The sequence below is a fragment of the Loktanella sp. M215 genome, assembly GCF_021735925.1.
In the GTDB taxonomy this organism is placed as follows: Bacteria; Pseudomonadota; Alphaproteobacteria; order Rhodobacterales; family Rhodobacteraceae; genus Loktanella.
Window position 1 is genome coordinate 3,821,796 of sequence record NZ_WMEA01000001.1, and the last position, 18,455, is coordinate 3,840,250.

Genomic DNA, 18,455 nt, shown 5'->3' on the forward strand with positions numbered 1-18,455 from the left:
GGCCCTCCTGCGCGCGAGGATGCCCCGCCTACAGCCCTGCGTCACCCCCGACGCGGCGTCACTCCTCCTCTGCCGTCTCCACGCAGTGGCGGCGGAACGCGCGCTTGAGCATGTCGAGTTCGTCGCGCAAAAGATCCACCTCGGCCCGGATATCCTCGGCCAGCCCCTCGCCAGCCAGAAAGGCGAAGCTGGCCAGCGTGTCGCCGGTCGCCGTGTCCGTGATGACAAAGGTCTGCACGCCGTCCGCCAGCCGGTTCACCGGCACCGCCACCTCGACTGACCAGGTCCCATCGTCACGAGGCTGCACCGTCAGGCCAGAAGTCAGCACTTCGGCCTTGTGCGACAACGTCAGGGGGGGGGCGGTGTCACCGGTCGCACCGGTCAGGATGCCGTGCCAGATACCCGCGATCATGCGGGTTTTCGTCAGTGTCAGGTCGGACATGTCGCCCCCTTAAAGTTCGGCGCGCGGGTAACGGCAGACCGTGACATCGCGCAGGGTGATCTGGTTCATCTCCGGCCCCTCAAAGATCAGGTCAAGCCAGGCCTTCTCGATCCGTTTCTCGTTCAACTCGGTGTAGGCAAGGTCGAATTCCACGATGGCCTCGCCCCGTTTGCGGGGCAGTTCCTGCACCATCTGTTCGGTGTTGGGACCGTGGTTGATATTCAGTCGGGCAAAGATTTCCAGCGGCTTCTCGACCTCCACCACGATGGACACGCGCAGAATCTGGCGGCGGGTCATGCCCTGGACCGCCTCTGGCGGCAGATCCAGCGCCAGCGACAGGAACGAGCCGTCAAAGCGGAACACGTCCAGCCGCAGGCCGAAGGGAGACAGGTCCTCCTCGCGCGTGTTGCGCAGCTGGCGCAGCGTCAGTTCGCTGACGGCGCAGTCGTGAAACAGCGTCACCTCGTCGCCCAGAGCGGTCTTGCTGGACACGGCCGTCATCCCCTTTTGCGGCAGCGGACCGCGCCACAGCAGAGGCCGCCACGACCACAGAGTCCCGGCGGGCCGGGCAAAAGCGTTCGATCCGATCTGCGGCATCGCAAGGCGCCCGTCCGCGTGAAACATCAGTTCGGTCAGGCGGGCGGACAGATCGCGGGCCTGCTGGCGCTGTACGCGGAGCACCTGCAGTTCTTCGGTCGCCGCCTGGCGCGCGGCACGAGTCCAGCGTCGCAGGACGCGGGTGTGCAACAGCGCGTCCATCACCCCTTTGGTCTTGCGTCCCATGTCGACAGGTCCCGTTCAGTGCGTCGTCAGCAGTCTATCTGGCAAATCGCCAAGGGAAAGGAAACAGCCCCGTCGCGCTCATGTCGCCGTCTCGTCGTTGGCGCGCCGCAGGATCGCCAGCATCTGCGTCAGCAGCGCGCGCGAGGTGCTTTGCGACAGCGGATCCTCCGACAGGCCGCGTACGGAAATCGTGACCAGCCGGCCCCGCATGTCCGTGAACAATCGCCAGGCCTGCGTCTGCGTGCCCTTGACGCCGGGGGGGCCGACATCCTCGGTATAGACCGCAACGGCGTTGGCGTCCGTCTGGGTCTGCCGCACGGCGACCGGCCCGCCGATGGCCGAGGCCGACAGCAGCGCCGCCCCCTGCGGCGTCTCAAGGAAGGTCTTGAAGTCCTCCTCCTGCCCCGCCACGACCGCACTGCCCGCATCGCCCACCGTCACGGTGATCAGCGCGATGTCACCCGGATAGGTGTCGGTCTCGTCAGCGGTCATCGCCGCACAGGCGGCCAGCAAGGCAAAGCCCTGCCGGGGCCGCGTCACGACCGGATCGACGCAATAGCCCGCAGGCCCGCCCACCAGCACGTCCCCCACCAGCCGCACCGAAGGCTCGCCCGGTGCGGTCAGAGAGACGGGTTCGCAGCCCGCCAGTGCCGCGATCATCGCCAGTGCCGCAGGCAGGCCCCACCGCACGACCCTTAAAGGTCCATGTAGATGTGCTTTTCGTGCTTGGCGCCCGGATGCGTCACCGCCCCCTTGCGCGCTCCGCCGACAAGCTGCGCATACTTCCACAACGCACCGGAGGCATAGATCGTCTCTTTCGGGCCGGACCATGCGGCACGGCGGGCGTCCATCTCCTCGGCAGAGATGTCGGCGGACAACTCTCCGGTCAGGGCGTTGATCGTGATCATGTCGCCATCCTTCAGCAACGCGATGGGGCCGCCATGGGCCGCTTCCGGCCCGACGTGACCCACGCAGAACCCGCGGGTGGCACCAGAGAAGCGACCGTCGGTGATCAGTGCCACCTTCTTGCCCATGCCCTGCCCGGACAGGGCGGCGGTCGTCGCCAGCATTTCGCGCATGCCGGGGCCGCCTGCGGGGCCTTCGTTGCGGATGACCAGCACGTCGCCTTCCTTGTAGGTGCGCGCCTTGACGCTCTCAAAGGCCTCTTCCTCGTTTTCATAGACGCGGGCGGGGCCGGTAAAGACCTGCTGTTCCTCGGTCATGCCTGCGACCTTCACGATGGCACCGTCGGGTGCGACGTTGCCGCGCAGACCGACGACGCCGCCGGTCTTGGTGATCGGGTTGTCGATGAAGTGGATGGTCTTGCCGTCGGGATCGCGGGTGATCATGTCGATCTCCTCGCCGATGCTGCGGCCCGATGCGGTGATGCAATCCTCGTGCATCAGGCCCGCCTTGCGCAGCTCCTTCATCACGACGGGAATGCCACCGGCGTCATACAGGTCCTTCGCCACGGCCTGACCGCCGGGTTTCATGTCGACGAAATAGGGCGTATCCTTGAAGATGTCGCAGACGTCCCAGAGGTCGAAGTCGATCCCGGCCTCGTGCGCCATTGCGGGCAGGTGCAGACCGGCGTTGGTGGACCCGCCGGTGCAGGCCACCACGCGGGCAGCGTTTTCAAGAGACTTGCGCGTGACGATGTCGCGGGCGCGGATGTTGTTGGTGATCAGGTCCATGACGGCCTTGCCGGATGCGACGCCATACTGGCCGCGATCTTTGAAGGGTGCCGGCATGCCAGACGAGTTCAGCAGCGCGAGACCGATGGCTTCGGACACGCAGGCCATCGTGTTGGCGGTGAACTGGCCGCCGCAGGCGCCTTCTGACGGGCAGGCGACCTTTTCCAGGATCGCAAGCTGTTCGTCGGTCATTTCACCGTTCTGGTAACGGCCGACGGCTTCGAACATGTCCTGCACGGTCAGGTCGCGGTCGGCGAAATCGGCGGGGACATTGGCACCTTCGGGCACCTTGCCCGGCAGGATCGACCCGCCGTACATGAAGACCGACGGCACGTTCAGCCGGATCATCGCCATCATCATGCCCGGCAGCGACTTGTCGCAGCCCGCAAGACCGACCAGCGCGTCATAGCCGTGACCGCGCATCGTCAGCTCCACCGAGTCGGCAATCGCCTCGCGCGACGCCAGAGACGACCGCATCCCCTCGTGGCCCATCGCGATGCCGTCGGTGACGGTGATCGTGGTGAATTCGCGCGGTGTGCCATGCGCCTCGATCACGCCCGCCTTGACGGACTGGGCCTGCCAGTTCAGCGCGATGTTGCAGGGCGCCGCCTCGTTCCAGCAGGTGGCGACGCCGACGAAGGGCTGTGCGATGTCTTCTTCGGTCAGACCCATGGCATAGTAATACGACCGGTGCGGCGCGCGCGCGGGGCCTTCGGTGACGTGACGGCTGGGCAGCTTGGATTTGTCGGGGCGGTTCGTGGCCATGGGATGGGTCCTTCTCAAGTTGCCCTTGGTCTAATTTGCACCTTGCCGCGACACAAGACGCAATGCAGAGCCCTGCCGCGCGTTCGGACATTGCGCAGCCACCGCAGCTGCGCCACACCTGCCCCATGTCCCTGCCCACAGCCTACAGCGCCCTGCGCACCTTTCGCCGCCCCGCGCTGGCCCTGCCCGGCCTGTGGCGGGTGGCCCTCGTCATCATCGGGTTCGAGGTCGCCTTTTCCACGACACCCTACATCCTCGATCCCTATATCAACTGGTCCTGGCCCGACGCGGTGCTGGAGACGCTGAATTACGCGGGCTTCGGCCTTGATCTGGCGGCCCTGCTGGTGCTGATCGCCCTGCTGCACCGCCGCGGCCCCGCCAGTCTGACCGGGCCTTTTGGCCCGTTGCTGCGCGATCTGGGGCGCGTGCTGGTCGCGGTCTGCCTCGTTTTGCTGGTGCAGCAACCCTTCGATCTGGCCCCGGACCTGCGCGACCTGATCCTCGCCCCCCTTGGCCACTGGTTCTTGTGGCTGATCCCCGCCGCCCTCGCGATCCTGCTGCAGGTCACGACAGAGGAGATCTACTTCCGCGGCTACCTGACCCAGCAACTCGCCGCGGTCAGTCTGAAAAAGCGCGTCTGGATGCTGCTGCCCTCAGTCTATTTCGGCACCAGCCACCTGCTGAACGGCGACGGTCTGGCCGAAGGCGCGATGTGGGCCGTCTGGGCGGCGATGCTGGGTGCTGCCTGTGCAGACCTGACCGCGCGCACCGGCAACCTCGGCGCTGCCATCGGCCTGCATCTGGGCAACAACCTCTTTGCGGCCCTCGTGCTGGGCTTCATGGGGGCGCCCGGTTTCGGGCTGGCCCTGTTCCTGCTGCCCGACACCGCCGAGACCATCAATACCGCGGGGCTGGAGGGGCTGGCGACCACAGCCACGCTCTTCGATCTGGCCTATTCGGCGATGGGCGTGCTGGTGATGTGGCTGGCCGCGCGCATCGCGATCAGGGCTTGATTGCATTCGACCCGGCAACAGCCTATTTCGGGGCGATAAAGCTGATAGGTAAGCCGCGATGAACTGGATCACGAACTACGTCCGCCCGACGATCAACTCGTTGTTTTCCCGGCGTGAAGTGCCCGACAACCTGTGGACGAAATGCCCCGAGTGCGGCACGATGCTGTTCCACCGCGAACTGGCCGACAACCTGAACGTCTGCACCAATTGCGGCCACCACATGCCGATCACCGCCCGCGACCGGCTGACCGCCCTGTTCGACGGCGGCATCTACACCGACGTCAAGGTGCCGGACCCCGTGGCGGACCCGCTGCAATTCCGCGACCAGAAGAAATACACCGACCGCCTGAAGGAAGCGCGCAAGAAGACCGGCGAGCGTGACGCGATGCTGGTGGCAGAGGGCGAGATCGGGCGCACCCCCATCGTCGCCGCCGTGCAGGACTTCAGCTTCATGGGCGGGTCGATGTCGATGTATGTCGGCAACGCCATCGTCGCCGCAGCTGAGCGCAGCGTCGAAATGGGCCGCCCGCTGATCCTGTTTTCCGCCGCCGGTGGCGCGCGCATGCAGGAAGGCATCCTTGGCCTGATGCAGATGCCGCGCACGACCATCGCCGTGCAGATGCTGAAAGAGGCGGGCCTGCCTTACATCGTCGTGCTGACGCACCCCACGACGGGGGGTGTGACCGCATCCTACGCCATGCTGGGCGACGTGCAGATCGCGGAACCCAACGCGCTGATCGGCTTTGCCGGTGCCCGCGTCATCGAACAGACCATCGGTGAGAAACTGCCCGAAGGGTTCCAGCGCGCCGAATACCTGCTGGATCACGGCATGCTGGACCGCGTGACCAAGCGCACGGACCTGAAAGACGAACTCATCACCATCGTCCGCATCCTGACCAAACTGCCCCCCGCCGTCCGGGGCGATCTGCCGCCGCCGCATATCGACAGCCACGCCCTGGACGACAAGGCGGCGCTGCCGGTCCAGCCGTGACGCCGGGTTCCGACGTCATCCTCGCGCGGATGATGTCCCTGCACCCCAAGGTGATCGACCTGACGCTGGACCGCGTCTGGCGCCTGCTCGACCGTCTGGACAATCCGCAGGACCGTCTGCCACCGGTGATCCACATCGCCGGCACCAACGGCAAGGGCAGCACGCAGGCCATGATCCGCGCCGGGCTGGAGGCGCGGGGCGCGACTGTCCACGCCTATACCTCGCCGCACCTTGCCCGGTTCCACGAACGCATCCGCCTGGCCGGGTCGCTGATTTCAGAGGACGCGCTGACCGCGCTGCTGGATCGCACCCATACCGCCAACGGCCCCGACCCGATCACCTATTTCGAGATCACGACCGTCGCGGCCCTGCTCGCCTTTGCCGAAACGCCCGCGGATTACACCTTGCTGGAGGTCGGCCTCGGCGGTCGTCTGGACGCGACGAACGTGGTGGCAAAGCCTGCCCTGACGGTCATCACGCCGGTCGATCTGGACCACCAAAGCTACCTCGGTGACACGCTGGCGCTGATTGCCGGCGAAAAGGCGGGCATCCTGAAACGCGGCGTGCCTTGCGTCGTCGGCCCCCAGCACGACGAAGGCCTTGACGTGATCGAGGCGCGCGCTGCCCGCGTCGGCGCCCCCCTGCTGGTCCACGGCCAGCACTGGCACGTGACGACCGAACGCGACCGCCTGATCTATCAGGACGAGCGTGGCCTGCTGGACCTGCCGCTGCCCGCCCTGCCCGGCCCGCACCAGATCGGCAACGCCGGCATGGCGATCGCCGCCCTGCGTCACCTGTCCGCCACCGCCGGACAGTCCGCGACCGACGAAGACTGTTGCACCAAGGCCATGACGCAGGTGACATGGCCCGCCCGCATGCAGCGCCTGACGACCGGCGCGCTGGTCGACCTCGCCCGCCCGGCAGAGCTGTGGCTGGACGGCGGCCACAACCCCGCCGCCGGTCTGGTCCTTGCCGCGACGCTGGCTGCCCTGCCCCCGCGCCCGACTCATCTGATCTGCGGCATGCTGAACACCAAGGATATCGCGGGCTACCTTGCCCCCTTGGCAACCGTCGCCGCCAGCCTGACGGCCGTGTCGATCCCCGGCGAGGCCGCGACGATCCCCGCCGCCGAGACGGCGCAGCACGCCGCCACCGTCGGCCTGCCCGCCACGACCGCGCCCGACGTCGAAACGGCACTGCGGGACCTGTCCGCCGCAGGACCGGTCAGGATTCTGATCTGCGGCTCACTCTACCTTGCCGGACATGTTTTGCGCCTGAATGGCACCGGCGGCCCGGTCTAGGCGGAACCCGTTCGGCCCTTCGTCGTTAACGATCTGTTAGTCATTCGAATGCGCGGCCGGGGTCCGGCCTGCCATTCTTGTTTCATAGAACAGACCGGATTTCATCATGTTACGCGTCCTCGCTCTCGTGGCCACCTGTGTGCCTGTCTCATCCTTTGCCGCCACGGTGAATTTCTGCTGGCAGGGCGCCGAAGGCTATACCATGACCGGGCGGATGCAGATCCCGGATCCCCTGATGCAGCGTGCCATCGTGACAGAGGCGGATGTCACGCAGTTCAAGATCGCCGGTTACAAGGACGGCCGGCTGCTGGGCACCTGGGACAACAGCCGCGCCGCGCATGGTGCGACCTGGCACATGCGCTTTGCTCCCCTGACGATGACCTTTCTGACCGGCGGCAGCTTTGCGGGTCCTCATTCGCAGGGCTGGAACGCCGACGGCAACGTGCAGAACTGCGGCAGCCCCGGCTTCGGCTTCAACTCCGGCAACTATGCGCAAGACATCTGCGTGAACGGCACCTACGTCCATACCAGCAGCGTCCCGCCCGAAACGCCACTGGTGGCCACATTCGACCCCGTGTCGCCGGACTGCTCTGTCACCATCCCCACAAGTTAAATGCCGATTCGCGAATCAGGGGATTGACGCCGAATCACTGCTCACATTAAGGTTACTGCAACGAGAGCGTGAACAGGCGGATCAACCGTCGTACCCTCTGGGCAGTGAGGCAGGGCAAAAAAGCAGGCATTTAGCCTGCTTTTTTGTATTTAGGGGCCACTACAATCCTTGACATTTCCAAAAATCCGTTAACCAAGATTAACGCCATCGATCAGCCCCATATTACTCTGTCCGCATCGCCGTACCGCATCACCCCTGCCCCCAACCCTCTGCCTGCATCTCGCGCAGACGGCTGGCGGTGCGTTCGAATTCGAACGACCCTTCGCCCTCGCGGTAAAGATACTCAGGCTCTGCAGCAGCACTGCAGATCAGCCGGACCCGCGCTTCGTACAGGGCGTCGACCAGCGTGACGAACCGCTTCGCCTCGTTGAAGTTGTCGCGCCCGAGCGACGGGATGTCTTCCAGGATCAGCACGCGCACGGCATCAGCCAGCGCCAGATAATCCGCCGCCCCCAGCGGTTTGCCGCACAGGTCATAGAACGACGCCCGCGCGACGCCGTTGTGATACTGCGGCAGCACCACGTCGCGCCCCTTGATCCGCAAGGTCAGCGGCGCGCTTTCGCCTTGGCTGATATCCTCCCAGATCGCGGCGATCCGGGCGCGGCTGTCAGCGTTGGCGGGCGTGAAATAGCTTTCCGCCCCCGCCAGCCGGCCCTGCCGGTAATCCGTCGCCGCCGCCAGTTCATGCACGACCATCCGGTCCTTCAGCAGGGCGATGAACGGCAGAAAGATTTCGCGGTTCAGCCCGTTCTTGTACAGATCACTCGGCGGCCGGTTCGATGTGGTGATGACGGTGACGCCCGCGGCGAACAGCGCCTCGAACAGACGACCCACGATCATCGCGTCGGTAATGTCGCTGATCTGCATCTCGTCGAACGCCAGCAGCCGGATGTCGGCCACCAGCTTGGCCGCGACCGGCTTGATCGCGTCGTTCACGCCGGTCTTGCGGGCCTCTGCGATCTCGGCGTGGACCCATTGCATGAAGGCATGGAAATGTTGCCGCCGTTTGGGCGCGTCGATCTGGGCATAGGCCAGATCCATCAGCATCGACTTGCCCCGCCCCACGCCACCCCACATGTAAAGCCCCTTTGGCGGCGGGGCGGCCTTGCGGAACAGGCCTTTCTTCACCGGTTCTGCCAGCGCCGCCTGAATGCGGTCAAGCTCGCTCAGCACGCCTTCCTGTGCGGCATCTCGGGTCAGGCGGCCATCGGCCACGGCGGCGGTATAGGCTTGGGTCACGGTCATCATGGAGGATGACTTAGGCGGTGCGCGCCCGATTGACAATTCGCGAAGGTGGCTTTCAATCTGCGCCATGGAACAGCGCAGTCCCCTTGTGAACCCCGTCCTCATCGCAGGCTGCGTCATCATCATGACCGGCTTTGCAATCCGTGCGTCCTTCGGTGTCTTCCAGATCCCCATCGCGCAAGAGTTCAACTGGCCGCGGGCCGAGTTCAGCCTCGCCATCGCGATCCAGAACCTCGCCTGGGGCTTCGGCCAGCCGTTCTTCGGCGCGATCGCCGAACGGCTTGGCGACCGCAAGGCGATCGTGCTGGGGGCTGTCTGCTACGCGATCGGCCTCGTGCTGTCGGCGGGCGCCACCACGCCACTGGCGGCCCAGATGACAGAGGTTCTGGTCGGCTTCGGCATCGCCGGCACAGGCTTCGGCGTCATCCTCGCCGTCGTGGGGCGTGCGGCCAGCGACGACAACCGGTCGATGGCGCTCGCCGTGGCGACCGCCGCAGGCTCTGCCGGGCAGGTCTTCGGCGCGCCGCTGGCGGAATGGCTGCTGTCCATGATGGCGTGGCAAAGCGTGTTCCTCGTGTTTGCCGCCCTGATCCTCGCGTCCCTCGCCGTGCTGCCGCTGATGCGCAGCCCCGCCCCGGTGTCAAAGGCCGTGCTGGAGGAGAGCATGGGCACGATCCTGAACCGGGCCATCCGCGATCCCTCATTCGCGCTGATCTTCATCGGCTTCTTTTCCTGCGGCTATCAGCTTGGGTTCATCACCGCCCACTTCCCCGCCTTCGTGACCGAGATGTGCGGTCCGATCATGGCGGGCGGCGTCCTTGCGGGCCTTGGCATCACCACGACCAGCGCGCTGGGGGCCATCGCGATTTCCCTGATCGGGCTGGCCAATATCGCGGGCACGCTGCTGGCGGGCTGGGCAGGCAAGCGGTTTCCGCGCAAATATCTGCTGGCGGGCATCTACACCGGGCGGACGCTGGTCGCCGCAGCCTTCATCCTAACACCCGTGACGCCGGCCACGGTGATCCTCTTCAGCCTCGCCATGGGCAGCCTCTGGCTCGCCACGGTGCCGCTGACTTCGGGCCTCGTGGCACACCTTTACGGCTTGCGCTACATGGGCACGCTTTACGGGATCGTGTTCTTCTCGCACCAGTTGGGCAGCTTCATGGGGGTCTGGCTCGGCGGGCGGCTGTTCGATGCCTTCGGCAACTACACCGCCGTCTGGTGGATCGGAATCGGCGTCGGCGCATTCAGCGCCATCGTCCACCTGCCGATCAAAGAGTCCCGTCCGACCGCCACTGCCCTCGCCTGAGACGTCGTCAGGGCCCCTTCAGGGCCTGTCGCGCAGGATCTCGGCCACTGCTTCGGCATGGCGCCACGGCAGGCTGTGGTCGGCATCGGGGACGACATCCTGCAGGGCGTTGCGATTCCACTGGGCCAACAGACCCAGCGCCTGCAGCGGGATCACCGGATCCTGACCGCCCCAGATCGCCGTCACCGGCACGTCCTCCCGCCCCAGAAAGCGGTGCGCCGGTTGTTGGCTGACCGACAAGAAATGCCTGCGGCTGGACAGCACGGCCGAGAGGTATCCACGCCGCGCCAGACCAGCGCGTTGCGCACGACCGACGGGCGTATCGCCCGCAGCCTCTGCCGCCAGCAGCCGCGCGCCGAAGCTGCCGACCAGCCATTCGCCAAGCACCGGCACGCGGCGAGCAAGGTGCCAGAACCGCGTCTCGTTCAGCGCCATGCCGGCGGGGGCCAGCAGAATCACCTGCGCCACACGGTGCGGCTGGGCGGCGGCAAAGGCCGCAGCAATCGCGCCCCCCATGGAATAACCCATCAGGATCACGTCCTCGCTCAGCTTTTCGTGGGTCAGCAAATCGTCCAGCTGTCGCAGGAAATACGCCGCGTTCTGCGGTCCCGGCACCTGATCCGACAAACCGCGCCCATAGAGGTCATAGGTCAGCACACGGTAGCCCAACCCGCCCAGAAAGCCCGCCAGCGCATCGAACACCGGTGACGGCGTGGTCAGCCCATGGATCGCCACGATGACCGGACCCCGCGCCGGACCGTGCCAGCGCAGATAGGTCTGGCCCTGCGACAGCGCCACGCAATCCCCGGGGGCGGCGGCGCGGTCGACGGCGCTGACCGGATGACGCCGCGCCTCTTGGAAAATCGGGACCAGCGCGATGCCCGCCAGCGCCGCAAGAATCAGCGCGAGGATCATGCGCCCGCCAGCCCCGTGCTTATCGTCAAGTCAGTCAGCAGCATCCGCAACGGCCCTCAGAATGTAATCGGCGGTCATCAGGTCCAGATGCGCGCCTCCACCGTTCTTGAACAGGGTGATTTCGTCGGGCGTGTGGCGCTGGAATGACGGCAGGTCGTAATAATCCGCAATCACATGCTCCGGTGCGATGACGCCGGCGGCAAGGGGCGCCTTTAGCTCTCCGATATGCTCCATCGTCGTGTGCCGGTTGTCGACAAAGACGCGGGCGCGGCGGATCGCGTCATCGTCAGCCTCTCGCATGTCGGGGCGGTAGGCGCCGATCAGGTCGATGTGCTGGCCCGGTTGCAGCCAGTCGCCCATGATGATCGGACTGGTGGACATGGTGGCAGAGGTCACGATGTCCGCCGCGCGCACGGCGGTTTCCAGATCGTCCGCGACAGCTATGCCGGGATGGGCCGCGGCAAAGTCAGCCGCGCCCTTGGGCGAGCGGTTCCAGACCGTGAACTGCGCGTCCGGAAACGCGGCCCCGTAAGCCGCCAGCAGGCTGCGCCCCACGGTCCCTGCCCCCACGATCAGGATGCGCCGGCTGTCGGGACGCGCCAGACGCCGCGCGGCCAGCAGGCTGTCACCGGCGGTCTTCCACTTGGTCACCAGTGCGAAATCGAGGATCGCGCGCAAGCTGCCGTCCGCGTCCGACATCAGGTTCACCGCCCCGCCGACCATCGGCTTGCCCTTGGCGGGGTTGCCCGGAAAGACCGTCGCGGCCTTGACCAGCAGGCCCAGCCCCGCGATCCACGCGGACCGGTTCAGCAGCGTGTTGTCGCCTTGGTACAGAAACACGTCCTCGACCTTCGCCGCGGGCAGATCGTGCCCCGCCGCCAGCGCGTCGGTCAGCGCCAGCCAGTCGAGGTGGCGTTCGGCCTCAAAGGGGATGGTCTGGGTCATACGGCCTGCTCCGGCGTCAGCAAGCCTTCGGCGATCAGGCGCCCGGCAAAGGCGCGGGGTCCGTCGAACAGATGGGTCTGCCAGCCGCGCCGGTCAGCGGCGCGGATGTTGTCGATCCGGTCGTCGGTGAACAGCAGATCGCCGGGGGCCACGCCGCAATCGGCCTCCAGCCGGGCATAGATCTCGGCGTCGGGCTTGATGACGCCCAGATGGCCTGAAATGTAGCGCTGATCGAATTCGTGCAAGAAATCATACCGTTTTTCGGCAATCTCAAAGGTCTGGATGCCGAAATTGGACAAGGCCAGACAGGGCACCCCCTCCGCCCGCAGGGCGCGCAACAGTCTAACTGAGTGGTCGATGGCCGGGCTGGCCATATCCGCCCAGTTGTCGTGCCACATCATGATCTCGGCGTGCCAGTCCGGGTTGGCGGCGGCAAACGCCGTCGCCGCGTCATGAAAGTGATCGCCCCGGTCCACGCCGTCGTTCATGCCGTGCAGGTCGAGCGTCGCAAACATCTCGCGCCGGCGCGCCTCACCCACGCGCGCATCATAGAAACGCTCCGGCTGCCATTCGATCAGCACGTTGCCGATGTCGAAGACGACGGCCTTGACGGTCGGTGTGACAGGCATGGTCTATCCTTTGGCTGCGCGCAGCGCGCGTTCGAGGGCGTCGAGGAAGCGGGACCGGTCGGCCTTCGAAAACGGCCGCCCACCGCCTTGACGGAACGGATCGGCGGCGCGCATGTCCGCCATCAGGTCGCGGGTGGCAAGGATGTTGCCGATATTGGCGGGCGTCAGCGCCTCGCCGTTATGTTTCAGCACCTGCGCGCCGTTCTCGACGCAGCGCGCGGCCAGGGGGATATCGCCGGTGATGACGATATCCCCCCGGGTCGCGCGGTCGGCGATCCACATGTCGGCCACGTCTGGCCCGTCGGGCACCACGATCGTCTCGATCAGCGGATTGACCGACGGCCGAATGCCGCCGTTCGACACGACAAAGGTCTTCACCCGGTGGCGCGTGGCGACACGCGCCACCTCGGCCTTGACCGGGCAGGCATCCGCATCGACGTAGATCAAGCGCGTCCCTCCGGTCCGACGATCACGGGCACGGCCTCATGCGTAAAGCGCCTGCGCGTGGAAATCGACATGCTCTTCCATGAAGGTGGAGATGAAGAAATAGCTGTGATCGTAGCCCTTGTGCAGCCGCACCGTCGCGTCCTGACGGCGCGCCGCACAGGCGGCGGCGAAATCGCCGGTGTTCAGCAGGTCATAGAACTGGTCGTCCGTCCCCTGATCCACAAGCACAGGCCCGTCGAAGCCGCGATCCTTCATCAGCAGAGTCGCGTCGTGACCTGTCCAGTCCGCATCCTTGCCCAGATAGCCGGTGAACTGCTTGCGCCCCCAGTCCGACGCGGTCGGATGGCAGATCGGAGAGAAGGCCGACACCGACCGGAACCGCCCCGGGTGCTTCATCGCCAGCGTCAGCGCGCCGTGGCCGCCCATCGAATGGCCCGTGATCGCCTGCCGGTCCATATCCAGCGGGAATTCCGCCGCCAGAAGGTCGGTCAGGTCCTTGGTGATATACGATTCCATCTTGAAATGCGGTGTCCAGGGGCTTTCCGTCGCGTCGATATAGAATCCGGCGCCCTGCCCCATGTCATAGGCCTCGTCATTCGCCACACCCTCGCCGCGCGGCGAGGTGTCGGGGAAGACCAGACCGAGCCCTTGGGCCGCACACCACTGCTGCGCGCCCGCCTTGGTCATGGCGTTGTCATGCGTGCAGGTCAGGCCGGACAGGAACCACAGCAACGGGACCGGGCCGGTCGCAGCCTCTTCCGGCAGGAACAGCGCAAAGGTCATGTCGGTGCCGGTGGCTTTGCTGGCGTGGGTATAGACGCCCTGCGTGCCGCCAAAGCTGCGGTTTTCGGATTTGGTTTCCATCTGCGTCTCCTCCGTTTCGGGTTGCCGCATGGCTAGCGCAGTCGCATCCGCCTGTGAACCCCGCCTTATGGCCCAGTCGCCACCAGTGCGATCACCAGAGACACCGTCAGGATGCTGAAGGCCGTCGACACGAGGATCGCCGCCGACACCCGCTGCGGCGCCACCCGGTAGTGCTGCGCCAGCATGTAGACGTTGCCCGCCACCGGCAATGACGCCGCCGCGATCATCACGCCCGCCGCATAGCGGTCGACGTCGAAGACCAGCAGCGCGAAGACCGCGACCGACGCCGGGTGCAACACCAGCTTGCACGTCGACAGCCAGACCGCGACGGACATCCGTTCCGCCGACTTGGACGCCAGCGACGCCCCGATGGCGAAGAGCGCGCCGGGCGTCGCAGCCCCGCCGAGCAGCGCCACGAAATCGTTCAAAGGCTTGGGAATCGGCAGCGCCAGCGCGGACACCGTCAGTCCCAGCACGATCGACACGATCATCGGGTTCTTCAGCAGGCCCAGCGCCACGGTCTTCAGCACACCGACATGGACCCGTCCGTCGCGGCTGCCGGTGATCAGCACCACGATCAGCGAGCCGAAGACGATCAGGTCGACCGACAGCACCATCATGTTCGGCCCGATCGCCTCCGGCCCCAGCAGCAGCGTCAGCATCGGGATGCCGAGGAAGCCGACGTTGCCGATCACCGCGACCTGCGCCTCGACGGCCGCCTCTGCGATGGACAGGCGGCGGACCACCGCGACCACCGTGGCCACCAGATAGATCGCCCCCGTCCCGCACAGGTAGGCCAGCACGAAATTCCAGTCGAAGACCTCCGACAGGCTCAGGTTCGCGGAAAAGCGGAACAGCAGGGCGGACAGGGCGAAGTAGAAGACGAACTTGGTCAGGCTCGCCGTTGCCGCCTCGGAAAAGAACCCGGTGCGTCCCGCGCCGTACCCAAGGCCGATGATCGCGAAGAACGGCAGCGTCTGCAGAAAGATCGCCAGCACGTCAGTCGAAGGCCCCGGTCACGCGGCCCAGCAGCATGAAGGCGCGCGCCGTGCGGGTATCGGCAAAAGCGGCCAGTTCCTCGTCCGTGGCCTCTGCCTCGAAGCTGACCAGCGCCTTGTCGAACAGGCGCAGGAAATGGTGCGCCGCATCGCGAAAGATCGTGTCTTCGCGCATCCGTCCCGCTGACAGCGCCAGCGAGCTGCGGTCGCGGATGCCGCCCAGCGCCGCCATCGACCGCCCCCGCTCGCCCAGCGCAAAGCGGCGCCAGATCTCGGACCGCGCGCGGTCGGGCGTCAGGTCGTCCATGTAGATGCCGTCCTGGCTCAGCAAGGTCAGAACGTCCTGTGCGGCCTGCACCAGTTGCCGCGCGCGGCGGTCCTTCAGGGCGCGCCGCAGGGCGTCAAAGCCGGGCTTGTCGCGGTCGTTGTCGGGAAAGTTCAGCGCGCGGATGAAATCGACGTTGGGCAAGGGCGGTGCGGCATCCTCCTCGCGGGTGCCCAGCGCCAGCGTCGGCTGTTCGTCGGGCGTGGCCGCACGAATCGCAGTGATCGCAAGCTTTGGCTTCGTGACCGGATCGCGCGAGGTGGTGAAGGTCGCAAGCGCCGTTTCCGTCTTGCGCGCCGTCTGCGCGATCTCGTTCAGACGGGCTTCGACCGTGGGGGCGCTCGGGTTGCTTTTGCGGTCCGCCACATAGGCGGCCCGCAACGCGTCGATCGCCGCCTGCAGGCGCGTGGATTCGTCGCGCAGGATCCGCGTCGTGCGCGCCGCCGTGGCCGCGACCCAGAACATCGCGACCGGCAGAAAGACGGTCATCATCAGGACCAGCCCCTGCAATGCACCGGCCCCTGCCGGGGCCGCTGGCATCATCAGGGCATAGATGCCGACCACCACGACCCACAGCCCGCCCAGCCCGATGGCCAGCAGTTCGACCCGGGACAGGCCCGTGTCGTTGACAAAGGTCGGTTTGTGCTGGCCGTCGACCATGGGGGCGTCCGCCTGCTACTTGAATTCGATCTTGGCGATTTCGTAGGCCTTGTCTCCGCCCGGGGTGCGGACCTCGACGCTGTCGCCCTCGTCCTTGCCGATCAGCGCCCGCGCCAGCGGAGACTTCATGTTCAGACGGCCCTTTTCGATATCGGCCTCGTATTCGCCGACGATCTGAAAGGTCTTCTCCTCGTCCGTATCCTCGTCCACCAGATACACGGTCGCACCGAACTTGACGGTGCCCGACATCTTGGCCGGGTTGATGACGTCGGCCAGCGACAGCACGCCTTCCAGCTCTTTCACGCGCCCTTCGATGAAGGACTGCTTTTCCTTGGCGGAATGATATTCCGCGTTCTCGGACAGGTCGCCGTGTTCGCGCGCCTCTGAAATGGCGCGGATGATCGCCGGACGCTCCACCGACTTGAGGTGCTTGAGTTCTTCGTCGAGTTTCTTGTAGCCAGCTGCGGTCAGCGGGATCTTGTCCATGGTGGGGCCCCTTATGGCGGCAGGTTGCATCAATCGAACGTTCATAGCGTATGGGGGCAGTGCAAAGTCAAGCACAAGCGGCAACTGCAGGCAGATCGTTGGGCGCGCGGATGCAGGTGTCTGACCCTGTCGCGGTATCGGCAGGACCTGCCAAGGTGCCGCATGTGTGGCATTTAACGTCGTGTCGCGATTGCCCCACCCGCCGTGGTCCTGTAACCCGATGCACAACTTAATTCCGTGACCTTTCAAGGGATGACCCACATGGCCGAGACCGCACGCGAAGCAATGGAATACGACGTCGTCATCGTCGGCGCGGGGCCTGCGGGCCTCTCTGCCGCGATCCGTCTGAAACAACTGGACGCGGATCTGTCCGTCGTCGTGCTGGAAAAGGGGTCAGAGGTCGGCGCCCACATCCTGTCGGGTGCCGTGCTTGACACCAGCGGCCTCGACCGCCTGATGCCCGACTGGAAAGATCGCGGCGCGCCCATCACCGTGCCGGTGAAAGAGGATAACTTCTATCTGCTGGGCGAGGCGGGCAAGATCCGCGTGCCCAATTTCCCGATGCCGCCGCTGATGAACAACCACGGCAATTACATCGTCAGCATGGCGAACGTCTGCCGCTGGATGGCCGAACAGGCCGAAGCGCTTGGCGTCGAAATCTTCCCGGGCATGTCCTGTTCCGAACTGGTCTGGGGTGAGGACGGCCGCATCGCCGGCGTCGTGGCCGGTGAATTCGGCAAGAACGCCGACGGCACCGAAGGGTCCAGCTACGAGCCCGGCATGGAACTGCTGGGCAAATACGTCTTCCTGTCTGAAGGCGTGCGCGGGTCGCTGTCCAAGCAGGTCATCGCGAAATACAACCTCGCCAAGAATTCCGAGCCGCAGAAATACGGCCTCGGCATGAAGGAAATCTGGGAAATCGACCCCACCAAGCACAAGCCCGGCACCGTGACCCACACGATGGGCTGGCCCTTGGGCAAGAATGCCGGCGGCGGGTCGTTCATCTATCACATCGACAACAATCAGGTCTACGTGGGCTTCGTCGTCCACCTGAACTACAAGAATCCCTACCTTTTCCCCTACATGGAATTCCAGCGCTTCAAGCACCATCCGATGGTGGCCGACCTGCTGGAAGGCGGCAAGCGCGTGGCCTACGGCGCCCGCGCGATCTCCGAAGGCGGTTTCCAGTCGATCCCGCAGATGGCCTTTCCCGGCGGCGCGCTGCTGGGCTGCTCGGCCGGCCTCGTGAACGTGCCCCGGATCAAGGGCAACCACAATGCCATGCTGTCCGGCATCCACGCCGCCGAATCCGCCCATGCGGCGATTGCCGCAGGCCGGTCGGGCGATACGCTGGCCGACTACGACAAGGCAGTGAAATCCGGACCGATCGGCACCGACCTGAAAAAGGTCCGCAACGTCAAACCGCTCTGGTCGAAATACGGCCTCGCCACCTCGCTCGCCGTCGGTGGCCTCGACATGTGGACCAACACGCTGGGCTTCTCGTTCCTCGGCACGTTGGGACACGGCAAGACCGACGCCGAGGCGACAGAGCATGCCGACCAGCACACACCCATCGACTACCCAAAGCCCGACGGCAAACTGTCCTTCGACCGGCTGACCAACGTGGCCTTCAGCTTCACCAACCACGAGGAAAGCCAGCCCGCGCACCTTAAACTCAAAGACCCCTCGATCCCGGTCAAGGTGAACCTGCCCGAATACGCCGGCCCCTCGGCCCGGTATTGCCCGGCGGGGGTCTATGAATTCGTGGGCACGGGCGAGGATACGAAGTTCCAGATCAACTTCCAGAACTGTGTCCACTGCAAGACCTGCGACATCAAGGACCCCAGCCAGAACATCGAGTGGACCGTGCCGCAGGGCGGCGACGGCCCGAATTACCCCAATATGTGACCGATCCGGGCGGGCGAAGGTCCGCCCGTTCAAGTCCCTGTGACGGTGCTGCGATTGCACAG

19 protein-coding genes are annotated in these 18,455 nt (G+C 65.7%); 6 read left to right on the top strand and 13 right to left on the bottom strand.

Features of this window, described 5'->3' with window-relative positions:
- Positions 1-58: 58 nt before the first annotated feature.
- The 4 genes from GLR48_RS18775 to ilvD form a co-directional block, all read right to left on the bottom strand.
- On the bottom strand, positions 59-442 hold the full coding sequence (locus GLR48_RS18775; protein WP_237063833.1) for a hypothetical protein: 384 nt from the start codon (positions 440-442) through the stop codon (positions 59-61).
- A 9-nt stretch (positions 443-451) separates the two neighbouring features.
- The gene (locus GLR48_RS18780; RefSeq protein WP_237063835.1) at positions 452-1,225 is read right to left on the bottom strand and encodes a DUF6478 family protein; all 774 of its coding nucleotides are present in this window, start codon (positions 1,223-1,225) and stop codon (positions 452-454) included.
- Between the two features lie 78 nt (positions 1,226-1,303).
- A complete protein-coding gene (locus GLR48_RS18785; protein WP_237063837.1) occupies positions 1,304-1,915 on the bottom strand; it encodes a dihydroxy-acid dehydratase in 612 nt (203 codons plus the stop codon).
- 5 nt (positions 1,916-1,920) lie between these two features.
- A complete protein-coding gene (gene ilvD / locus GLR48_RS18790) occupies positions 1,921-3,684 on the bottom strand; it encodes a dihydroxy-acid dehydratase (protein WP_237063839.1) in 1,764 nt (587 codons plus the stop codon).
- Positions 3,685-3,746: 62 nt separating this feature from the next.
- On the opposite strand from ilvD, the gene GLR48_RS18795 reads away from it, so the two are divergent.
- The 4 genes from GLR48_RS18795 to GLR48_RS18810 all read left to right on the top strand — a co-directional run bounded on the left by GLR48_RS18795 (position 3,747) and on the right by GLR48_RS18810 (position 7,602).
- The gene (locus GLR48_RS18795) at positions 3,747-4,697 is read left to right on the top strand and encodes a CPBP family intramembrane glutamic endopeptidase (protein ID WP_237063841.1); all 951 of its coding nucleotides are present in this window, start codon (positions 3,747-3,749) and stop codon (positions 4,695-4,697) included.
- A gap of 58 nt (positions 4,698-4,755) precedes the next feature.
- Positions 4,756-5,688: an acetyl-CoA carboxylase, carboxyltransferase subunit beta gene (gene accD, locus GLR48_RS18800; protein WP_237063843.1), complete on the top strand. Its 933-nt coding sequence runs from the start codon at positions 4,756-4,758 to the stop codon at positions 5,686-5,688.
- Positions 5,689-5,717: 29 nt separating this feature from the next.
- Positions 5,718-6,989: a bifunctional folylpolyglutamate synthase/dihydrofolate synthase gene (locus GLR48_RS18805; RefSeq protein WP_237064601.1), complete on the top strand. Its 1,272-nt coding sequence runs from the start codon at positions 5,718-5,720 to the stop codon at positions 6,987-6,989.
- Between the two features lie 106 nt (positions 6,990-7,095).
- Positions 7,096-7,602, top strand: coding sequence for a hypothetical protein (locus tag GLR48_RS18810; protein ID WP_237063845.1), 507 nt, complete (start codon positions 7,096-7,098; stop codon positions 7,600-7,602).
- 249 nt (positions 7,603-7,851) lie between these two features.
- Here the strand turns inward: GLR48_RS18810 and zapE are convergent, their stop codons facing one another.
- The gene (gene zapE / locus GLR48_RS18815; protein ID WP_237064602.1) at positions 7,852-8,907 is read right to left on the bottom strand and encodes a cell division protein ZapE; all 1,056 of its coding nucleotides are present in this window, start codon (positions 8,905-8,907) and stop codon (positions 7,852-7,854) included.
- A 67-nt stretch (positions 8,908-8,974) separates the two neighbouring features.
- Here zapE and GLR48_RS18820 point away from each other — a divergent pair, with 67 nt between their 5' ends.
- Positions 8,975-10,216: an MFS transporter gene (locus tag GLR48_RS18820; RefSeq protein ID WP_237063848.1), complete on the top strand. Its 1,242-nt coding sequence runs from the start codon at positions 8,975-8,977 to the stop codon at positions 10,214-10,216.
- A gap of 18 nt (positions 10,217-10,234) precedes the next feature.
- Here GLR48_RS18820 and GLR48_RS18825 read toward each other — a convergent pair whose 3' ends face one another.
- From GLR48_RS18825 to greA, 8 genes are all read right to left on the bottom strand, one after another.
- Positions 10,235-11,131, bottom strand: coding sequence for an alpha/beta fold hydrolase (locus tag GLR48_RS18825; protein ID WP_237063850.1), 897 nt, complete (start codon positions 11,129-11,131; stop codon positions 10,235-10,237).
- A 30-nt stretch (positions 11,132-11,161) separates the two neighbouring features.
- Positions 11,162-12,076, bottom strand: coding sequence for an ornithine cyclodeaminase family protein (locus GLR48_RS18830; protein ID WP_237063852.1), 915 nt, complete (start codon positions 12,074-12,076; stop codon positions 11,162-11,164).
- Positions 12,073-12,705, bottom strand: a complete 633-nt coding sequence (locus GLR48_RS18835; protein ID WP_237063860.1) for an HAD-IA family hydrolase — start codon at positions 12,703-12,705, stop codon at positions 12,073-12,075. Before GLR48_RS18835 ends, GLR48_RS18830 begins: the two co-directional genes overlap by 4 nt.
- Positions 12,706-12,708: 3 nt before the next feature.
- On the bottom strand, positions 12,709-13,152 hold the full coding sequence (locus GLR48_RS18840; RefSeq protein WP_237063862.1) for a YaiI/YqxD family protein: 444 nt from the start codon (positions 13,150-13,152) through the stop codon (positions 12,709-12,711).
- A 36-nt stretch (positions 13,153-13,188) separates the two neighbouring features.
- Positions 13,189-14,016 (bottom strand): S-formylglutathione hydrolase, encoded by an 828-nt coding sequence (gene fghA, locus GLR48_RS18845; protein WP_237063864.1) that lies wholly within the window; start codon positions 14,014-14,016, stop codon positions 13,189-13,191.
- Positions 14,017-14,081: 65 nt separating this feature from the next.
- On the bottom strand, positions 14,082-15,014 hold the full coding sequence (locus tag GLR48_RS18850; protein ID WP_237063866.1) for an AEC family transporter: 933 nt from the start codon (positions 15,012-15,014) through the stop codon (positions 14,082-14,084).
- Between the two features lies 1 nt (position 15,015).
- Positions 15,016-15,999 (bottom strand): hypothetical protein, encoded by a 984-nt coding sequence (locus tag GLR48_RS18855; protein WP_237063868.1) that lies wholly within the window; start codon positions 15,997-15,999, stop codon positions 15,016-15,018.
- Between the two features lie 15 nt (positions 16,000-16,014).
- On the bottom strand, positions 16,015-16,485 hold the full coding sequence (gene greA, locus GLR48_RS18860) for a transcription elongation factor GreA (RefSeq protein ID WP_237063870.1): 471 nt from the start codon (positions 16,483-16,485) through the stop codon (positions 16,015-16,017).
- A 261-nt stretch (positions 16,486-16,746) separates the two neighbouring features.
- On the opposite strand from greA, the gene GLR48_RS18865 reads away from it, so the two are divergent.
- Positions 16,747-18,393: an electron transfer flavoprotein-ubiquinone oxidoreductase gene (locus GLR48_RS18865; RefSeq protein ID WP_237063873.1), complete on the top strand. Its 1,647-nt coding sequence runs from the start codon at positions 16,747-16,749 to the stop codon at positions 18,391-18,393.
- The last annotated feature ends 62 nt before the right edge of the window (positions 18,394-18,455 follow it).

Excerpts from the sequence above, each read along its gene's own strand:
- GLR48_RS18775 (WP_237063833.1), bottom strand. The coding sequence starts at position 442 with ATGTCCGACCTGACACTGACGAAAACCCGCATGATCGCGGGTATCTGG.
- GLR48_RS18780 (WP_237063835.1), bottom strand. The coding sequence starts at position 1,225 with ATGGGACGCAAGACCAAAGGGGTGATGGACGCGCTGTTGCACACCCGC.
- ilvD (WP_237063839.1), bottom strand. The coding sequence starts at position 3,684 with ATGGCCACGAACCGCCCCGACAAATCCAAGCTGCCCAGCCGTCACGTC.
- GLR48_RS18795 (WP_237063841.1), top strand. The coding sequence starts at position 3,747 with ATGCAGAGCCCTGCCGCGCGTTCGGACATTGCGCAGCCACCGCAGCTG.
- accD (WP_237063843.1), top strand. The coding sequence starts at position 4,756 with ATGAACTGGATCACGAACTACGTCCGCCCGACGATCAACTCGTTGTTT.
- GLR48_RS18805 (WP_237064601.1), top strand. The coding sequence starts at position 5,718 with ATGATGTCCCTGCACCCCAAGGTGATCGACCTGACGCTGGACCGCGTC.
- GLR48_RS18810 (WP_237063845.1), top strand. The coding sequence starts at position 7,096 with ATGTTACGCGTCCTCGCTCTCGTGGCCACCTGTGTGCCTGTCTCATCC.
- zapE (WP_237064602.1), bottom strand. The coding sequence starts at position 8,907 with ATGACCGTGACCCAAGCCTATACCGCCGCCGTGGCCGATGGCCGCCTG.
- GLR48_RS18820 (WP_237063848.1), top strand. The coding sequence starts at position 8,975 with ATGGAACAGCGCAGTCCCCTTGTGAACCCCGTCCTCATCGCAGGCTGC.
- GLR48_RS18825 (WP_237063850.1), bottom strand. The coding sequence starts at position 11,131 with ATGATCCTCGCGCTGATTCTTGCGGCGCTGGCGGGCATCGCGCTGGTC.
- GLR48_RS18830 (WP_237063852.1), bottom strand. The coding sequence starts at position 12,076 with ATGACCCAGACCATCCCCTTTGAGGCCGAACGCCACCTCGACTGGCTG.
- GLR48_RS18835 (WP_237063860.1), bottom strand. The coding sequence starts at position 12,705 with ATGCCTGTCACACCGACCGTCAAGGCCGTCGTCTTCGACATCGGCAAC.
- fghA (WP_237063864.1), bottom strand. The coding sequence starts at position 14,016 with ATGGAAACCAAATCCGAAAACCGCAGCTTTGGCGGCACGCAGGGCGTC.
- GLR48_RS18855 (WP_237063868.1), bottom strand. The coding sequence starts at position 15,999 with ATGGTCGACGGCCAGCACAAACCGACCTTTGTCAACGACACGGGCCTG.
- greA (WP_237063870.1), bottom strand. The coding sequence starts at position 16,485 with ATGGACAAGATCCCGCTGACCGCAGCTGGCTACAAGAAACTCGACGAA.
- GLR48_RS18865 (WP_237063873.1), top strand. The coding sequence starts at position 16,747 with ATGGCCGAGACCGCACGCGAAGCAATGGAATACGACGTCGTCATCGTC.